The organism is Acidovorax sp. NN32 (assembly GCF_057597245.1).
The window spans coordinates 1,717,476-1,734,925 of sequence record NZ_CP199679.1 but is presented as its reverse complement, the minus strand read 5'-3'; the positions used below and the strand labels follow the sequence as shown (position 1 = coordinate 1,734,925).

Below are 17,450 nucleotides of genomic sequence, written 5' to 3'. Positions count from 1 at the left end.
AGAGCCGGGGCAGCACTGCACCACCCCCCACACCCGGGTCTCAAAACACCCCCAGAAGCCGCCCCACCTCAGTGCAAATCGACTGGCACAAGCATTGCTTAACTCCAGCAACGACCCCACAGGGTCACGCAATCCACCCGTGCAATGGCGCAGGGGTGGATTGCCCGGACGAAGGCGTCCGCACATGCGGTTTCGACAGGAATTCGAAACGGCATCGTGTGGACGCCTTTTTTGTTTTTCGAATCGCCCAGGCGATAGAACCGACGGAGTCACGATGAAAAAGCTCAAGCTGGTGATGGTAGGAAACGGCATGGCCGGTGTGCGCACGCTGGAAGAGCTGCTCAAGATTGCCCCGGATCTTTACGACATCACGGTGTTTGGGGCCGAGCCCCACCCCAACTACAACCGCATCCTGCTCTCGCCCGTGCTGGCCGGCGAGCAGACCATCGACGAGATCATTCTGAACGATTGGTCCTGGTATGCCGACAATCACATCACGCTGCACACCGGTTTTACGGTGACTGACGTGGACCGCGTGCGCCGCGTGGTCAGCGCCACCAGCAAGGATGGCACGGTGGTCACCGCCGAATACGACCGACTGATCCTCGCCACAGGCTCCAACCCCTTCATCCTGCCCATCCCCGGCAAAGACTTGCAGGGCGTGTTGGCCTACCGCGACATTGCCGACACACAGGCCATGATCGACGCGGCCGCCACGTACAAGCATGCCGTGGTCATCGGCGGCGGCCTGCTGGGCCTGGAGGCCGCCAACGGCCTGATGAAGCGCGGCATGCAAGTGAGCGTGGTGCATGTGGGCGACTGGCTGATGGAACGGCAGCTGGACGACGTGGCCGGGAAGATGCTGCAAAAGTCGCTGCAGGAGCGCGGCATGCAGTTCTTGATGAAGGCGCAGACGCAGGAGCTGGTGGGCAACGCCGAAGGCCGCGTGGCCAGCGTGAAGTTCAAGGACGGCACCGAGGTGCCCGCCGACCTGGTGGTGATGGCCGTGGGCATCCGCCCCAACACCGCCCTGGCCGAAAAGATGCGCCTGCACGTGAACCGCGGCATCGTGGTGAGCGACACGCTGCAGACCACCACCGACGCCCGCATCTACGCCGTGGGCGAATGCGCCGCGCACCGGGGCATTGCCTATGGCCTGGTGGCCCCGCTGTTCGAGCAGGGCAAGGTGCTGGCCAACCATTTGGCCGAATTCGGCATCGGCCGCTACCAGGGCTCGCTCACGTCCACCAAGCTCAAGGTGACGGGCATCGACCTGTTCTCGGCCGGAGACTTTCAAGGAGGAGACGACACCGAGGAGATCGTGATGAGCGACCCCTTCGGTGGCGTGTACAAAAAGCTCGTCATCAAAGACGACAAGCTCGTGGGCGCCTGCCTGTATGGCGACACTGTGGACGGCAGCTGGTACTTCAAGCTGCTGCGCGATGGCCGCAGCGTGACTGACATCCGCGACAAGCTGATGTTTGGCGAATCGCACCTGGGCGACACCGGCCACCAGGGCCAGAGCAAGGCTGCCGCCATGCAGGACAGCGACGAGGTATGCGGCTGCAACGGCGTGACCAAGGGCGCCATCTGCAAGGCCATCAAGGACAAAGGCCTGTTCACACTGGATGAAGTACGCAAGCATACGAAGGCCAGCGCCAGCTGTGGCTCGTGCACGGGGCTGGTGGAACAGATCATCATGTTCACCGCCGGTGGCGACTACAGCGCCACGCCCAAGACCAAGGCCATCTGCGGCTGCACCGACCACGGCCACCAGGCCGTGCGTGACGCGATCCGCGGCAGCAAGCTGGTCAGCATTGCCGAGGTGTTCAAGTTCATGGAATGGAAGACGCCCAACGGCTGCGCCACCTGCCGCCCGGCGGTCAATTACTACCTCATCAGCACCTGGCCGAAAGAAGCCAAGGACGACCCGCAAAGCCGCTTCATCAACGAACGCAGCCACGCCAACATCCAGAAAGACGGCACCTACAGCGTGATCCCCCGCATGTGGGGCGGGGAGACCACGGCCGATGAGTTGCGCCGCATTGCCGATGCGGTGGACAAATACAAGATCCCCACCGTCAAGGTCACGGGCGGCCAGCGTATTGATCTGCTCGGCGTGAAGAAGGAAGACCTGGTCAACGTGTGGAAGGACATCGGCATGCCCAGCGGCCATGCCTACGCCAAGGCCCTGCGCACCGTGAAGACCTGCGTGGGCAGCGAGTGGTGCCGCATGGGCACACAAGACAGCACCCAGATGGGCAAGGATCTGGAGCGCGCCATGTGGCGCATGTATGCACCGCACAAGGTGAAGTTTGCGGTGAGCGGCTGCCCCCGCAACTGCGCCGAGGCGGGCATCAAGGACGTGGGCATCATCGGCGTGGACAGCGGCTGGGAGATGTATGTGGCTGGCAACGGCGGCATCAAGACCGAGGTGGCGCACTTCTTCACCAAGCTCAAAACCGCCGAGGAAGTGCTGGAGTACACCGGCGCGTTTTGCGAGCTGTACCGCCAGGAAGGCTGGTACCTGGAGCGCACCGTGCACTACGTGAACCGTGTGGGCCTGGACTATGTGAAGAAGCGCATTTTGGAAGACCACGAAGGCCGCAAGGCGCTGTGGGAGCAGCTGCAGTTTGCGCTGGACGGCGAGCCCGATCCCTGGTTCGACTTTGACAAGGCGGCCGTGGACACACGCCAGTTCGCGCCCTTGAGCGCCTGATCGCCCCAAGTCCGGAGAGACACCCACCATGCACCGCAGAACCCTTTTGACCGCCGCCAGCTGCGCCGCTGCGTGCAGCGCCCTCGCCCCGCTGGGCAGCGCCCACGCCCAGGTCACCGACCTCAACGACGCCATCAACAAGGCTGGGCGCCAGCGCATGCTGAGCCAGCGTGTGGGCAAGGCCTGGCTGGCCCTGGCCCACAAGGCCGACACGCCCACGGCACGCCAGGTGATGGAGCAGTCCATCGCGCTGTTCGAGCGCCAGCTGGTGGAACTCAAGGCCTATGCGCCCTCGCCCACCATCCGCGAAACGTACACCAAGCTGGAAACCGCGTGGGCCGCCCACAAGACCACGCTGGCTGCCGCCACATCGTCCACCGACAATGCCAGCGCCATGCTGCAGGCCGATGCCAAGGTGCTGGCCCTGGCCCATCTGGGCACCACGCAGTACGAGGCAGCCTCGGGCAAGCCCGTGGGCCACCTGGTGAACATTGCAGGCCGTCAGCGCATGCTGAGCCAGCGCATGGCCAAGTTCTACCTGGCCGCCATGCTGCCGGTGGACGCGTCCACCGCCACCACCGAAATCGCCAAGGCCCGCAGTGAATTCATCGCAGCCACTGAGCTGCTGCGCAATGCCCCCCAGGCCACCAACCGCATCCGCCAGGAACTGCAGCTGGCCGACGGCCAGTGGGTGTTTTTTGACGCTGCGCTGCAGCGCATGCAGGGCGGCGGCAACGTGAACCGCCAAGTGGCCGAGGTGTACGTGGCCAGCGAAAACCTGCTCTCCAGCATGGACCGCGTGACCGGCATGTATGCGGCGCTGGCGGCCTGAGCCCACCCAAGACTTACTCAAAAAAATAACGAGCCGCCCCACGATGACCCTGGCAGGCTCCCCGACAACACCCAAAGACACCGAAGGAACCATGATGACCACAACCAACAGCCCGCAATGGAAGCTGATCTGCCGCGTGGACGACATCCCCGTGCTGGGCTCGCGCCGTGTGGCGCGCCCACAGGGCCTGGATGTGGCCGTGTTCCGCAACGATGCCGGAGGCGTGTTCGCACTGCTCGACCGCTGCCCTCACAAGGGCGGCCCGCTGTCGCAGGGCATTGTGTTTGGCACGCAGGTGGCGTGCCCGCTGCACAACTGGACGATTGGGTTGTGCGATGGGCAGGCATCGGCTCCCGACGAAGGCTGCACGCCCAAATTCGCCGTGAAGGTGGAAGATGGCGCGGTGTATCTGGATGCCCTGGAGCTGGACGAGCATGCGGTCGATTTGACGCGCCCCGTAGCAGGGCCGGCGCGGCGCGGCCTGGCGGCCTGATCACCCCGCAACGCCCATCGAACACCAAAGCTATTAAATACATAGCTATCAGCGCTTTTCCATTAAGCGCTAGAGCCCAAAAACATCTGGAATCCACGCCATGCAAGAAACGAAATCCACCTGCCCCTACTGTGGCGTAGGCTGCGGCGTGATCATCGAATCCGAAGGCGCGCAGATCACCGGCGTGCGCGGCGACCCCACCCACCCCGCCAACTTTGGCCGCCTGTGCACCAAGGGCTCGACCCTGCACCTCACGGCCAGCAGCCCCATCACGCTGCAGACCCGCTTGCTACAGCCCCTGCACCGCGCGCAACGCAGCGATGCTCCCCAGCCCCTGCCATGGGACGCCGCGCTGAACCTGGCCACCGAAAAATTCGCAAACACCATCCAGAACCACGGCCCCGATGCCGTGGGCTTTTACGTGAGCGGCCAATTGCTCACCGAGGACTACTACGTCTTCAACAAGCTGGCCAAGGGCCTGATCGGCACGAACAACATCGACACCAACTCGCGCCTGTGCATGAGCAGCGCGGTGGCGGGCTACAAGCAGACCCTGGGCGCCGACGCGCCGCCCGCCTGCTACGACGATGTGAAACACGCGCAGTGCCTGTTCATCGTGGGCAGCAACGCGGCCTGGGCACACCCCATCTTGTTCCGCCGCATCGAAGACGCGCGCGCCAGCAACCCCGGCATGAAGGTCATCGTGGCCGACCCGCGCCGCACCGATACGGCCGGCATGGCTGACCTGTTCCTGCCCATCCAGCCCGGCAGCGACGTGATGCTGTTCAACGGCATGCTGCACCTGATGCTGTGGGAGGGATGGACGGACGCCGCGTACATCGCTGCACACACCACGGGCTTTGACGAACTCAAGGCCCTGGTGCGCGACTACACACCCGAGCGTGTGGCGCAGACCTGTGGCATCAGCGTGGCCGACCTGACCACCGCCGCCAAGTGGTTTGCGCAGTCCAAAGCCACGCTCAGCCTGTACTGCCAGGGCCTGAACCAGAGCAGCAGCGGCACGGCCAAGAACGCGGCGCTCATCAACCTACACCTGGCCACCGCCCAGATCGGCAAGCCCGGCGCGGGCCCGTTCAGCCTGACCGGCCAGCCCAACGCCATGGGCGGGCGCGAAGTGGGCGGCCTGGCCAATTTGCTGACCGCCCACCGTGATCTGGCCAACCCGCAGCACCGCGCCGAAGTCGCCGCGCTGTGGGGCGTGGCTGATGTGCCCAGCAAGCCGGGCAAGACGGCCGTGGAGATGTTCCAGGCCGCCGCCGATGGCGAGATCAAGGCGCTGTGGATTGCCTGCACCAACCCCGCGCAAAGCATGCCCGACCAGGCCACCGTGCGCCGCGCACTGCAGCGCGCCGAGTTTGTGGTGGTGCAAGAGGCCTTTGCCACCGCCGCCACCTGTGCCTATGCCGACCTACTGCTGCCCGCCACCACCTGGGGCGAGAAGACTGGCACGGTGACCAACAGTGAACGCCGCATCTCGCGCGTGCGCACTGCCGTGTCCGCACCGGGCGAGGCCCGCCACGACTGGGCCATTGCGGTGCAGTTTGCGCACCAGCTGGAGGCCCGCCTGCGCCCCGGCCAGCCCACGCTGTTCCCCTACACCACTGACGACGCCGACCAAGGCGCCGAAACTGTGTGGAATGAGCACCGCGAGAGCACCCGCGGACGCGACCTGGACATCACCGGTCTGTCGTGGGACATGCTCGAATCTGCAGGCCCCCAACAGTGGCCATTGCCTGAGGGATCCACCACGGGCAAGGCCCGCCTGTACGAAGACGGCGTGTTCCCCACCCCCGATGGCCGCGCCCGTTTTGCCGCACACGCCTGGCAACCCACGGCCGAGCAGCGCGAGTCGCGTTACCCCTTCAGCCTGACCACCGGCCGCCTGCGCGACCAGTGGCACGGCATGACGCGCACCGGCACACTGGGCCGCCTGTTCGGCCATGTGGCCGAGCCCAGCGTGCAACTGCACCCACAGGACATGGAGCGGCGCGGCCTGAAGAACGGCGACCTGGTCTACGTGACGAGCAAGCGCGGCACCATCGTGGTGCCCGCGCAGGCCGACACCACCGTGGGCCTGTCGCAGGCGTTCATGGCCATGCACTGGGGCAGCGAATTTTTGAGCGGCTGCTCGTCCACCGGCGAGCGCTTGGCAGGCGTGAACGCGCTCACCACCTCGGCGTATTGCCCCACCTCCAAGCAACCCGAGCTCAAGCACGCGGCCGTCAAGGTGCTCAAGGCCGAGCTGCCCTGGACGCTGCTGGCCATGGCCTGGCTGCCCGCCGACAGCGCCCAGGCCACGCGCGAGGCGCTGTCCGCGCTGATGGCGCAGTTTCCGTTTGCGAGCTGCGTTCCCTTCAGCAACAACACACCGCTGGGCGAACCAGGCCGTGAGCGCGTGGGTGTGCTGCTGCGCGCCGCCGCGCACGAGGCACCGCCCGACGCCACTGTGGAACGCATCGAATCTCTGATGGGCCTGACTGGCGCCGACACGCTGCGCTATGCCGACAAGAAACGCGGCCAGCGCCGCGCCGCGCGGCTGGCTCGCCATGGGGACACCACCACGCTCGAAGGCATAGTGCTCGCAGGCGACACCAGCGCCGAGGGCTGGCTCAAGACCCTGCTGCAGGAAGAATTGCCCGCGCAGACCTATGGCCGCCTGCTGCTCGTGCCCGGCGCCAAAGCACCCGTGGCCGTGCAGTCGCGCGGAAAATCGGTGTGCACCTGCTTCAACGTGACGGATGCGGCCATCACCGCCGAGCTGGCGCACTGCCACGGAACCGACGACGACCGCCTGGCGCAACTACAGGGCAAGCTGCGCTGCGGCACCAACTGCGGCTCGTGTCTGCCCGAACTCAAGCGCATGGTGCGCGCTACGGGGCCACTGGCGTCCAAGCCCCTGGCGCAGGCCACCATATAACCAAAAGTTCTCTGGGTTGCGAGAAAATAGCCTTCAAACCAACAAACCCCACCAGGACTTGTGCAACAGGGCTGCAGCCAGGCGCTTTCGGCACAGACAGTACGCCTGTACGGCAAGCCGAAACAACGACGCTGAAGCCCTGTTTCACAAGTCCCGCCACCAAAGACCATGGCCATCGCCCAGTACATCAAGGAAATCGGCCGCGGCGCGCGCGGCGCCAAGCCACTGTCGCGCGAGCAGGCCACCGACCTGTTCGGCCAGGTGCTGGACGGGCAGGTGAGTGACCTGGAGATCGGCGCGTTCTGCCTGGCCATGCGCATCAAGGGGGAGACGTCAGAAGAGATGTGCGGCTTTCTGGATGCCACGCACCAGCGCCTGGCCCTGCTGCCCGCCACCGACCGCCCGCTCATCGTGCTGCCCAGCTACAACGGCGCGCGCAAGCTGCCGGTGCTGACGCCGCTGCTGGCGCTGCTGCTGGCGCGCGAGGGGCTGCCCGTGCTGCTGCACGGCATGCGCACCGAGGCGCGGCGCATTTTGGCATCCGATGTGCTGCTGGCGCTTGATGTACCTGCGCTAACAGCTCCTGAAAAAATAGCAAACGGCACCGTGCGCCATATCCACACCCAACACCTGCACGCAGGCCTGGCGCGCCTGCTCTCAGTGCGCGAGGTGGTGGGCTTGCGCAACCCGGGGCACAGCGTGGTCAAGCTGATGAGCCCGTGCGCGGGGCCGTCGGTGGTGGTCACTGCGTACACACACCCTGAATATTTCGAGATGCTGCAGACCACCTTTCGCACACTGGGCGTGAGCGCGCTGCTCTCGCGCGGGCTGGAGGGCGAGGTCGCTACTGATCCGCGCCGCACACCGCGATACGACGGTTTTGTGCACGGCATGCACGCGGTGCTGGAATCACAGCAGCCCGGGACCGCCAGCGAGGTGCCCGGCTTACCCACCGAGATCGACGTGGCCACAACGGCCACTTACACCCGCTGCGTGCTGGCGGGCGAGTTGCCGATTCCGCCTGCGATTGAGCGCCAGGTGGAACATATCTTGCGACTTGCGGAACAAACCAATTCGGAGACATCCCCATGAGCCGCCCCACGCACACCAACACCCTGCCCCCTTCCAAGCCCCACCTCGGAACGGGAGGCAGCTGCACGCTGGTGGGCGCTGGCCCCGGCGATCCGGAACTGCTCACCATCAAGGCGCTCAAGGCCATCCAGGCCGCCACCGTGCTGCTGGTGGATGACCTGGTGAGCGACGCCATCGTGGCGCACGCGTCGCCCACGGCCCGCATCGTCTACGTGGGCAAACGCGGCGGCTGCAAGAGCACGCCGCAGGCCTTCATCGAGAAGCTGATGCTGATGGCGGTGAACGAGGGCGAGAACGTAGTGCGGCTTAAGGGCGGCGACCCGTTCATCTTTGGCCGGGGTGGAGAAGAAGTGGAGCACCTGCGCGCGGCAGGCGTGCCGGTCACCGTCATCAACGGCATCACGGCGGGCCTGGCGGGCCTGACCTCGCTGGGCGCGCCGCTCACCCACCGCGAGCATGCCCACGGCGTGGTGTTCGTCACCGGCCACGCCAAGCCCGGCGATGCGGGCACCGACTGGCGCCAACTGGCCGCCACGGCCCGCGACGCCAAGCTCACGCTCGTGATCTACATGGGCGTGAGCGGCGCCGCCGCCATCGAGCAGGAACTGCTCACCGGCCTGCCCGCCAGCACACCCGTGGCCATCATCCAGCATGCCAGCTTGCCCCAGCAGCGCCACGCAGTGACCACACTGGGCGCACTGCACACCACCATCACGCGCGACGGGCTCGCCAGCCCCTCGGTGATCGTTGTGGGGGATGTGGTGCGGGGTGTGGCGCTGGCGTCGCAGGACGCGATGCATTCCACGTCAGAAAAATCCGAAGCACCCCGGGCGCGGCGCGCTGTCTGACGACGTGGGGGTGCCTGCGGCTGTGCGCGGCATCGGCCGCCTCCACAGCGCCGCAGCAGGCGAGCGATCTATCCAAAGCTGATAGCATCGCCGCGCGCAGACTCTGAAGAGAGTCTTCGCCAAGCCCCGACCCTCACGGGCCGCGCATTGTTGCCACCCGCCCAGGAATTCGTTTGAACCAACGTGTCGTGCACCCCGCAGCGGTTCTGGTGCTGTCTTTTCTGACCGTCATCGCTGCCGGCACGGTCTTGCTCATGCTGCCGCTCTCGCACGCCCAGGGGCAGAGCGCGCCATTTCTCACGGCATTGTTCACCGCCACCTCCGCAGTGTGCGTGACAGGGCTGGTGGTGGTGGACACCGGCACCTATTGGAGCGGCACGGGCCAGGCCCTCATCATGGGCCTGTTTCAGCTGGGCGGCTTCGGCATGATGACGTCGGCGACGCTGATGGGGCTGCTCATCAGCGGGCAAATGCGCATACGCACCCGGCTGCTGCTGCAGGCAGAGACCCATTCGCTGGCGCTGGGAGACGTAAAGAGTGTTGCCAAGATCGTGCTCCAAGTGACGGTTGCCGTCGAGCTGCTGATGGCGCTGGCACTGGGCCTGCGGTTCGCACTGGGCTATGGCATGCCCTGGGGAGAGGCTGCCTGGCAAGGCATGTTCCACTCCATATCGGCCTTCAACAATGCGGGCTTTTCGACCTGGGCAGACAGCGTGGTGCGGTTCTCGTCCGATGTGCTGGTGCTGGCTCCGCTGATGCTGGCGATCATCATCGGAGGCCTGGGGTTTCCGGTGCTGCACGAGCTGCTGGCCGAACGCGGACGCAAACGCCCACTGTGGTCCATGCACACCGCCCTCACGGTGTGGGGCTCGCTGGCGTTGATCGCACTGGGCACGGTGGTGATCTTTCTGGCCGAGTTCGACAATCCGGGAACGCTGGGGCCCATGGGCTGGGCGCACAAGGGGCTGGTGGCACTGTTCACCTCGGTATCGGCACGCACGGCAGGGTTCAATGCAGTCGATATCGGAGCGCTGAGCACCGAATCACTGGCGCTGCACTACATCCTCATGTTCATCGGCGGGGGCAGCGCGGGCACCGCCGGGGGCGTCAAGGTGACCACGTTTTTTGTGTTGGTACTGGTGGTGTGGAACGAAATCCGTGGGCACCGCGACATCGAGTTTCGCGGCCGTCGCATCGCCGATTCGGTGCAACGCCAGGCCATCACCATCTTGGTGCTCAGCGCGGCCGTGGTAGGGCTGGCCATTTTGCTCATCTTGCCGCTCACGCCACTACCGCTGGAAAAAGTGCTGTTCGAAGTGATTTCAGCGTTCGGCACCGTGGGGCTGTCTACGGGCATCACCGCCGACCTGGTGCCGGGGGCGCAGGCCATCATCATTGCGCTCATGTTCATTGGGCGCGTGGGCGTGGTCACCCTGGCCGTGGCCCTGGCCACCAACCAGATGCGCCGCAACTACCGTTACCCCGAGGAGAAACCCATTGTTGGATAAAGCCGTAAAGAACCTGTCGGGCAGCGTGGTGGTGATTGGCCTGGGCCGCTTTGGCACCGGGGTTGCCAAATCACTGGTGGAGCTGGGCCACGACGTGCTGGCCATCGAGAGCGATGCCGAGACGGTGCAGTCGCTGGCGAGCGTGCTACCCCATGTGGTGCAGGCCGACGCCACCGACCTGGAAACCCTGCGCCAGCTGGCCGTGCCCGACTTTGCGCATGCGGTGGTGAGCATCGGCGGCAACCTGGAGGCGAGCGTGCTCACCATCCTGAACCTGAGCCAGCTGGGGCTCAAGGACATCTGGGCCAAGGCCATTGACCCCCAGCACGGCCGCATTGCCGAGCGGGTGGGTGCGCACCATGTCGTCTACCCCGAGGCGGACATGGGCGAGCGCGTGGCGCACTTGGTTACCGGCAAGATGATCGACTTCATCGAGTTTGACGACGGCTTTGCCATTGCCAAAACCCGGGCGCCGATGGAGACACACAACAAGCCATTGTCCCAGTCCGACGTGCGCAAACGCCATGGCATTACGGTGGTGGGCATCAAACGCCGCCACCTCGACTTCATCTACGCCAAGGCAGAAACCGAAATCAAACCGGGCGACCACCTCATCGTGGCAGGCCCCACGCGCATGGTGGAGCGCTTCGCAGCGTTGTACTGAGCGCCCAGCGCCGCGCCGCACGCGCCCTTCCCTGCCGCCAACGTGCCAGAGCACCGTGCGCGGCCGGTAGCGGGTGCGGGTCAAACCTCGTCAGTGCGTCTGCATCCATCGCATCGAAAGCGGCTGCGACGCATGACACTGGCCCGGGTATTGCTTGACCGGATGTATCTGAATGCAATCAGCACAAGGAACACCATGGCAGCCTTCCCCATCTCCACCCGCAACGGCATGGCCACTTCCTCAACGCCAGCTTCGACGTCCTTTTCGCCCCCCTCTTCGACGCTGTCTTTGGCGCCCAAGGCCGGGTCTTCAACCGGCCGTGACGGCGAGATGTCGCTGGTCAACCTGGCGGCACGCCAGCGCATGCTGTCGCAGCGCATGGTGTTGCAGACGGTGCTGGCCGCACGCGGCAGCGATCTGCACATGAAGGCGGCGCGCAGCTCATTGACGCTGTTCACCGACAGCCAAGCCAGGCTGGTAGACACTGCCGGTCACTTGGATGCCGCCAACGGCGACATCATCCGCAAGGCCTACCACGGCCCCAACGGCGTTGGCGCCACGATTGATGCGTTTGCACAGCAGGTGGGCACCACGCTGGACTTGGCAGAGCGCCACAGCCCGCGTGTGGAAGACGCGCTGGCGCGGCTGGTGGAGTCCACCGACAGCGCACTGGAGGCCTTGAATACCGCCACCACCGCATTCGATCAAGTGGGTAAGGCCAAGTCCGAAACCCTCATGAAAGAACTGGCGGGCATCGTGGCGTCCATCCAGACCGTGGCCCGCGAAGCCAAGGTGGTCAGCTTCAATGCCCAGGTCATGGCCGCCCGCGCAGGCCAGCACGGACGGGAATTTGCGGTGGTGGCCAACGTACTGTCGGGTATCACCAACGAAATAGACGGCCTTTCGCTACAGGCAGTATCGCTGGCTGGACGCAGCCGTGGCGCAGCCTGAAAAGGGCGCAACAGGCACTTACAATTGCAGCCATTGGAAACGGTGGCCGATGGGCAGAGCGCCCACACTCAGCCCACCACCGGGCCGTAGCCCGGCTGTAGCGGGCCTGTCCTCTTTCACGCCAGACACACAACACTTTCGGGAGATGCGTAAGCCATGAAGATCACCACCCTGTGCAAGAGCCTGGCGTTGGCCGGTTGCCTGCTGGCAAGTACCAGCATGGCCTGGAGCTACGAAATCAACGCAGGCAAGGTGCTGGACGGTGCGGGCAAGGCCATCCAGCTGCGCGGCGTCAACTGGTTTGGCTTTGAGACCAACAACCATGTGGTGCATGGCCTGTGGGCGCGCAACTGGACTGAAATGATCACGCAAATGCAGGCCCAGGGCTTCAACGCCGTGCGCCTGCCGTTCTGCCCCGCCACCCTGCACGGCTCGGCGCCGCCCAGCAGCATCGATTACGGCCGCAATGCCGACCTGCAGGGCCTCTCGGCCATCCAGGTGATGGACAAGGTGGTCACGGAACTGAGCAACCGTGGCATGTATGTGCTGCTGGACCATCACACCCCCGATTGCCAGACCATCAGTGAACTCTGGTACACCCAGAGCTACAGCGAACAGCAATGGATCAGTGATCTGACCTTTGTCGCCCAGCGCTACGCAGGCGTACCCGGCGTCATCGGCATCGATATCAAGAACGAACCCCACGGTGCCGCCACCTGGGGCACGGGCAACAACGCCACCGACTGGAATCGCGCCGCCGAGCGCGCAGCCGCTGCCATATTGCCGCTGGCTCCCCATTGGCTGATTGCCGTGGAAGGCATCGGCGAGAACCCCAGCTGCTCGGGCAGCAACGCGCACTTCTGGGGTGGAAACCTCGAACCTCTGGCCTGCACGCCCCTGAACATCCCCGCCAACCGCCTGCTGCTGGCGCCGCACACCTACGGGCCGGATGTCTACGTGCAGCCTTACTTCAATGCATCGAACTTCCCAAGCAACATGCCGGCCATCTGGGACCAGCATTTTGGCCAGTTCGTGCAGGCCGGTTATGCCGTCATGCTGGGCGAGTTCGGCGGCAAATTTGGCCGGGGCGATGCGCGGGATGTGCAGTGGCAGAACGCGCTGGTGGACTACATGGTCGGCAAGGGCATGCGCAGCGGCTTCTACTGGTCGTGGAACCCCAACAGCGGCGACACCGGCGGCATTCTGGACGATGACTGGACCACCGTGCGCACCGACAAGGTCCAGTTGCTGCAGCGCCTCTGGGGCGATGGTTCGACGCCAACAACACCTACGACGCCAACCACCCCCACAACGCCGACAACGCCAACCCCACCGACGCCTACCGGTGGCTTCTCGGTGCAGGAGATGATGGACAGTGTCTGGAACGCAGGCTATTGCCAGCGGGTCCGCGTCACCAACCAGGGCACCGCCGCTGGCAACTGGGCGATCACCATCCCCGTGAGCGGCACCATCAACAATCTTTGGAATGCCACATGGACGCAGGCTGGCAGCAACCTGAACGCGTCCGGCGTGGACTGGAACAAGACCCTCGCCCCCGGGGCAGCGGCCGAATTCGGTTTCTGCGCCGCGCGCTGAGCAACTTTCGCCCCGATGGAACAAGGGCTCCTGCCATGCAGGGGCCCTTTTTTGTTCCGGGTTCCCGGCCTACCCGCCAGCAGTCTCGCGCACCTGCCTGAAACGCTCCGCCAGCTCCTTGCGCAAGGATTTGCGCAGCAGTGCCGCATCCCAGCGGCGGCGTTCGTCGGGCGTGGAAGGCGACAGCGGCGGCACCTGCACCGGTTTGCGCGCCTCGTCCACTGCCACCATCGTGAAGAAGCAGCTGTTCACATGCCGCACCACCTGCGAGCGGATGTCTTCGGCCACCACCTTGATACCAACCTCCATCGACGAGGAACCGGTGTAGTTCACGCTAGCCAGGAAGGTCACCAGCTCTCCCACATGGATGGGCTGCAGAAACATCACCTGGTCCACACTCAACGTCACCACATAGCAGGCCGAATAGCGGCTTGCGCACGAATAGGCCACCTGGTCCAGCAGCTTGAGAATGGCCCCGCCGTGCACATTGCCCGAAAAATTGGCCATGTCGGGGGACATCAGCACCGTCATGCTGAGTTGGTGTGAAGGGATGTTCATGCCGCGATTTTAGGGCTCCCCCGTGTCGCAGGCGCAACGCTGCAGGCCGCTACACTCGCGCCACACAAGCCAGATCACGGCCCATCAAAAAAGCCAAGCAGGCCGGGAGGCCAGAGGGGAAACCATGCTCGAAATCGACAAGCTCAATGAATTCACCGAAAGCCATGGCGCGCTGCGCACCGGGCGCGGGCTGGTGTCGGGCGTGATTGCACTCACGCTGGCCATCCTGTGTTTTCTGGGCGTGCTGGCCTTCCACTTCCCCGAGTACCTGACGACACCACAGCTGCGCAAGAGCTACGACGTGACGGTGATTCGCACCATCATGCTGACCGCCATGGCCATCGCGGGGGGCATCTCCCTCGTCAACATCCTCTTCAACCGTTCGCGCTGGCTGGCCACGTTTGCCTTTGCCATGGTGGCGCTGGCGGCGTTACTGGGCGGCCACAAGGTGGAGGTGGACCCGAACTTCCCTGACAACACACCGTACATCGGCCTGGACTGGTTCATCCTCGACCTGCTGGGCAGCTCACTGATCTTCATATTCATCGAGAAACTCTTTGCACTGCGCAAGGACCAGCCCATCTTCCGCGCCGAGTGGCAAACCGACTTCCACCACTTCATCGTGAACCACATGGTGGTGGGCTTTGTGCTCCTGGCCACCAACCTCATCGTGCACAAATTTTTTGGCTGGGCGGCCAACGACGGTATTCGCGGCTGGGTACAGGGCCTGAACTTCTGGGTGGCGCTGTTCCTCATCGTGCTGGTGGCCGACCTGGTGCAGTACTGGACGCACCGCGCCTACCACGAGGTGCCGCTGCTGTGGCGCCTGCATGCGGTGCACCACAGCGTGAAAAGCATGGACTGGATGGCCGGCTCGCGCCAGCACATCCTGGAGCTGCTCATCACCCGCACACTGGTGCTGGCGCCCATCTACGTTCTGGGTTTCAGCAAGGAAGTGATCGACGCCTACATCGTCATCGTCGGCTTCCAGGCCGTGTTCAACCACGCCAACGTGAGCGTGCGCCTGGGCCCGCTGCGCTACGTGCTCGTCACGCCCAACTTCCACCACTGGCACCACAGCCAGGACCAGGAGGCGCTGGACAAGAACTACGCGGCGCACTTTGCGTTTCTGGACTACCTGTTTGGCACTGCCGTCAAAAGCACCAAGCTCTGGCCCGAACACTACGGCGTGCTGGGCGACTACGTGCCCAACGGGTTTGTGAAGCAGTTCAAGTTTCCGTTCACATGGAAGGGCTGAGAGGCTGATTCGCCTCCCCCCCTCCCCACCTAAGAGGGCTACAGCTTGCCGAGTTCGGCTTCGAGCGCTTTGAGCTGGTTGCGCAGCTCCTCGGTTCGGGCCTCACACGCGGCTTTGTCCTTGCCCGCTGCAGCCGCGCGTTCCTGCGCGAACTGGGAGCCTTGTGCCAGGGTGCTGCGCCGCAGCGGGCCTGCATGGGCCACTGCGGCATCCGGTGCCGTTGCCGCGCATTCCTGCTGGTTGCGTTCGAGGGCCGCGCGCGCCTGCGGCACGCCCTGGTTCTGCAGATAGTGTTTGCGCTGCCAGGTGGGGCCGAAGGCGCCCTCCTTCGCGGTGGAGGGGCCAGGTGGAACAGGGGTGGCGCCCTGCATGGCTGGCTTCACCTCGATCTTCTCGCCCTGGCCCAGGCAAGGGCCATCCTGGAACGACACCTTGCCATCGGCATCCGTGCATTTGTTGACGGCCCAGGCCGGGGCCAGAAAGCCCAGCACCAGGGCGCAGGCGGCACAGCGTATCGGATTCATGGAATAGTCCTCGGCGGGTGGATGCCACATGCTACCGCGCCGCGCACGACCAGTTCAGAGCCTCCTTAGTGGCATCGAGGCCTTGACCGACACCAACAAGGCGTGCCCCAGGGCTGGGGGCAGCCGCTCCAGTTTCAAAAAGGGATAGGGATAGACGCCTGTCCCTAACTTGACGCACCCCCGGTAAAAACCCGGTGGGTGCGCGGCTACCGCACTCCTACCATCGCCGCACCTTGAGGCCACGGTGGCCACGACCAGGAGGAGCTGTTTGATGAAGACCCACGTTGCCTTGCCCGTTAGCCAGCGGCTTTCCCAAGCGCGCCGCCGCAGCCTCATGCTGGCGCTGGCAGGCGGTGCGGCCTTGGCCAGCCTGTCTGCCAGGGCGCAACCCGCTCCGGGCAAGGGCGACATCCTCATTGGCCGGTCTACCGCGCTATCGGGTGGCATGGCCCCTTTTCTTGCACCCATCCATGAAGGACAGGACGCTGCAGTGGAAGACGCCAATGCCAAAGGCGGCATTGGCGGACGCAAGATTCGCCTGGTGACGCTCGACGACGGGTTCGATCCGCGCCGCACGCTGGAGAACGCCAGGCAGTTGAGCGAAAGAGAGGGCGTGCTGGCCTTGTTGGGCGTGTCGGGCACCTCTCAGGTAATGGCGCTGCTGCCCTACTTGGTGCAAGCCAAGCTGCCACTGATCTCGGTGTACACGGGCAGCCCTGCCATCCGGGCGCAGCAGCATCCCTACCTCTTCACCACACGCGCCAGCTATGCCGACGAGCTGGTCAAGATCGTGCGCAACCTGGTGGCAGTGCAGACCTCCCGCATTGCCGTGGCCTACGAGAACAACGACTTTGGCAAGCTGCTGCTGCCGCTGGTCGAAAAAACCATTGCCGCCGAAGGCGCGACGCTGGCTGGCTCGCATGCCATCGCGCCAACCGGGGCAGACGCCAACGACGCCGCCAAGGCCCTGGCCGCCCAGAAACCACAAGCCGTGCTGCTGGTGGCGGCGGGGCCGCCTGTGGTGGCCTACGTGCGGGCCAACCGCGCGCACCTGGGAGTGCCGGTCTACACCTTGTCGCTGGGCGCAGGCTCCGCAGTGCTCAAGGCGCTGGGTGACGACGCGCGCGGTCTGGCCGTGGCACGCACCGGCCCCTCGCCCACCAAGCCCACCATTGCGCTCACGCGGGACTTCCAGGCCTCCATGAAGCGCCACGACAAGCCCGTGGACTACGACCGCTACACCGGCTACATGGATGCGCGCGTGCTGATTGAAGGCCTGCGCGCAGCAGGGCCGGGCGTCACCCGGGCCAGCCTGGTCCAGGCCATGGAAGGCCTGGGCAACCTTGACCTGGGCGGCTACAGCTACCAGTTCAGCCCACAGAACCACCACGGCTCGAACTACGTGGACATCGCGGTGGTGGGCTCTGGCGGGGTGTACCGGCAGTGATGGCGTGAGGGCCCGATGAACG

14 protein-coding genes are annotated in these 17,450 nt (G+C 65.0%); 12 read left to right on the top strand and 2 right to left on the bottom strand.

Translation table 11 applies throughout. The features are described 5' to 3' along the window. Positions 1-274: 274 nt before the first annotated feature. From nirB to ACT89O_RS07900, 10 genes are all read left to right on the top strand, one after another. The gene (nirB, locus tag ACT89O_RS07945) at positions 275-2,719 is read left to right on the top strand and encodes a nitrite reductase large subunit NirB (RefSeq protein WP_487262292.1); all 2,445 of its coding nucleotides are present in this window, start codon (positions 275-277) and stop codon (positions 2,717-2,719) included. A 28-nt stretch (positions 2,720-2,747) separates the two neighbouring features. Beyond that, entirely contained in the window at positions 2,748-3,551 is an 804-nt protein-coding gene (locus ACT89O_RS07940; RefSeq protein ID WP_121419395.1) for a type IV pili methyl-accepting chemotaxis transducer N-terminal domain-containing protein, read from the top strand. 94 nt (positions 3,552-3,645) lie between these two features. Then, positions 3,646-4,044, top strand: coding sequence for a nitrite reductase small subunit NirD (nirD, locus tag ACT89O_RS07935; protein ID WP_218299179.1), 399 nt, complete (start codon positions 3,646-3,648; stop codon positions 4,042-4,044). A 100-nt stretch (positions 4,045-4,144) separates the two neighbouring features. After that, positions 4,145-6,982: a nitrate reductase gene (locus tag ACT89O_RS07930; RefSeq protein ID WP_487262291.1), complete on the top strand. Its 2,838-nt coding sequence runs from the start codon at positions 4,145-4,147 to the stop codon at positions 6,980-6,982. A gap of 168 nt (positions 6,983-7,150) precedes the next feature. Further along, positions 7,151-8,074, top strand: coding sequence for a DNA-binding protein YbiB (ybiB, locus tag ACT89O_RS07925; RefSeq protein WP_487262290.1), 924 nt, complete (start codon positions 7,151-7,153; stop codon positions 8,072-8,074). Continuing rightward, positions 8,071-8,922, top strand: a complete 852-nt coding sequence (cobA, locus tag ACT89O_RS07920) for a uroporphyrinogen-III C-methyltransferase (RefSeq protein ID WP_487262289.1) — start codon at positions 8,071-8,073, stop codon at positions 8,920-8,922. The genes ybiB and cobA overlap by 4 nt, the downstream gene beginning before the upstream one ends. A gap of 173 nt (positions 8,923-9,095) precedes the next feature. Continuing rightward, positions 9,096-10,430, top strand: coding sequence for a TrkH family potassium uptake protein (locus ACT89O_RS07915; protein ID WP_487262288.1), 1,335 nt, complete (start codon positions 9,096-9,098; stop codon positions 10,428-10,430). Beyond that, on the top strand, positions 10,423-11,094 hold the full coding sequence (locus tag ACT89O_RS07910; protein ID WP_233559363.1) for a potassium channel family protein: 672 nt from the start codon (positions 10,423-10,425) through the stop codon (positions 11,092-11,094). The genes ACT89O_RS07915 and ACT89O_RS07910 overlap by 8 nt, the downstream gene beginning before the upstream one ends. Before the next feature lie 195 nt (positions 11,095-11,289). Then, the gene (locus ACT89O_RS07905; protein ID WP_121422626.1) at positions 11,290-12,045 is read left to right on the top strand and encodes a methyl-accepting chemotaxis domain-containing protein; all 756 of its coding nucleotides are present in this window, start codon (positions 11,290-11,292) and stop codon (positions 12,043-12,045) included. 156 nt (positions 12,046-12,201) lie between these two features. Next, positions 12,202-13,641 (top strand): cellulase family glycosylhydrolase, encoded by a 1,440-nt coding sequence (locus tag ACT89O_RS07900; RefSeq protein ID WP_487262287.1) that lies wholly within the window; start codon positions 12,202-12,204, stop codon positions 13,639-13,641. A 69-nt stretch (positions 13,642-13,710) separates the two neighbouring features. Here the strand turns inward: ACT89O_RS07900 and ACT89O_RS07895 are convergent, their stop codons facing one another. Then, positions 13,711-14,199, bottom strand: coding sequence for an acyl-CoA thioesterase (locus tag ACT89O_RS07895; protein ID WP_010459986.1), 489 nt, complete (start codon positions 14,197-14,199; stop codon positions 13,711-13,713). Positions 14,200-14,323: 124 nt separating this feature from the next. On the opposite strand from ACT89O_RS07895, the gene ACT89O_RS07890 reads away from it, so the two are divergent. Next, positions 14,324-15,457: a sterol desaturase family protein gene (locus ACT89O_RS07890; protein WP_121507118.1), complete on the top strand. Its 1,134-nt coding sequence runs from the start codon at positions 14,324-14,326 to the stop codon at positions 15,455-15,457. A 38-nt stretch (positions 15,458-15,495) separates the two neighbouring features. Here ACT89O_RS07890 and ACT89O_RS07885 read toward each other — a convergent pair whose 3' ends face one another. Next, positions 15,496-15,981: a DUF4124 domain-containing protein gene (locus ACT89O_RS07885; RefSeq protein ID WP_176888842.1), complete on the bottom strand. Its 486-nt coding sequence runs from the start codon at positions 15,979-15,981 to the stop codon at positions 15,496-15,498. Positions 15,982-16,252: 271 nt separating this feature from the next. On the opposite strand from ACT89O_RS07885, the gene ACT89O_RS07880 reads away from it, so the two are divergent. Continuing rightward, the gene (locus ACT89O_RS07880) at positions 16,253-17,428 is read left to right on the top strand and encodes an ABC transporter substrate-binding protein (RefSeq protein ID WP_487262286.1); all 1,176 of its coding nucleotides are present in this window, start codon (positions 16,253-16,255) and stop codon (positions 17,426-17,428) included. The last annotated feature ends 22 nt before the right edge of the window (positions 17,429-17,450 follow it).

Coding starts and splice junctions, on each gene's coding strand:
- nirB (WP_487262292.1), top strand. CDS start 275: ATGAAAAAGCTCAAGCTGGTGATGGTAGGAAACGGCATGGCCGGTGTG.
- ACT89O_RS07940 (WP_121419395.1), top strand. CDS start 2,748: ATGCACCGCAGAACCCTTTTGACCGCCGCCAGCTGCGCCGCTGCGTGC.
- nirD (WP_218299179.1), top strand. CDS start 3,646: ATGACCACAACCAACAGCCCGCAATGGAAGCTGATCTGCCGCGTGGAC.
- ACT89O_RS07930 (WP_487262291.1), top strand. CDS start 4,145: ATGCAAGAAACGAAATCCACCTGCCCCTACTGTGGCGTAGGCTGCGGC.
- ybiB (WP_487262290.1), top strand. CDS start 7,151: ATGGCCATCGCCCAGTACATCAAGGAAATCGGCCGCGGCGCGCGCGGC.
- cobA (WP_487262289.1), top strand. CDS start 8,071: ATGAGCCGCCCCACGCACACCAACACCCTGCCCCCTTCCAAGCCCCAC.
- ACT89O_RS07905 (WP_121422626.1), top strand. CDS start 11,290: ATGGCAGCCTTCCCCATCTCCACCCGCAACGGCATGGCCACTTCCTCA.
- ACT89O_RS07900 (WP_487262287.1), top strand. CDS start 12,202: ATGAAGATCACCACCCTGTGCAAGAGCCTGGCGTTGGCCGGTTGCCTG.
- ACT89O_RS07895 (WP_010459986.1), bottom strand. CDS start 14,199: ATGAACATCCCTTCACACCAACTCAGCATGACGGTGCTGATGTCCCCC.
- ACT89O_RS07890 (WP_121507118.1), top strand. CDS start 14,324: ATGCTCGAAATCGACAAGCTCAATGAATTCACCGAAAGCCATGGCGCG.
- ACT89O_RS07885 (WP_176888842.1), bottom strand. CDS start 15,981: ATGAATCCGATACGCTGTGCCGCCTGCGCCCTGGTGCTGGGCTTTCTG.
- ACT89O_RS07880 (WP_487262286.1), top strand. CDS start 16,253: ATGAAGACCCACGTTGCCTTGCCCGTTAGCCAGCGGCTTTCCCAAGCG.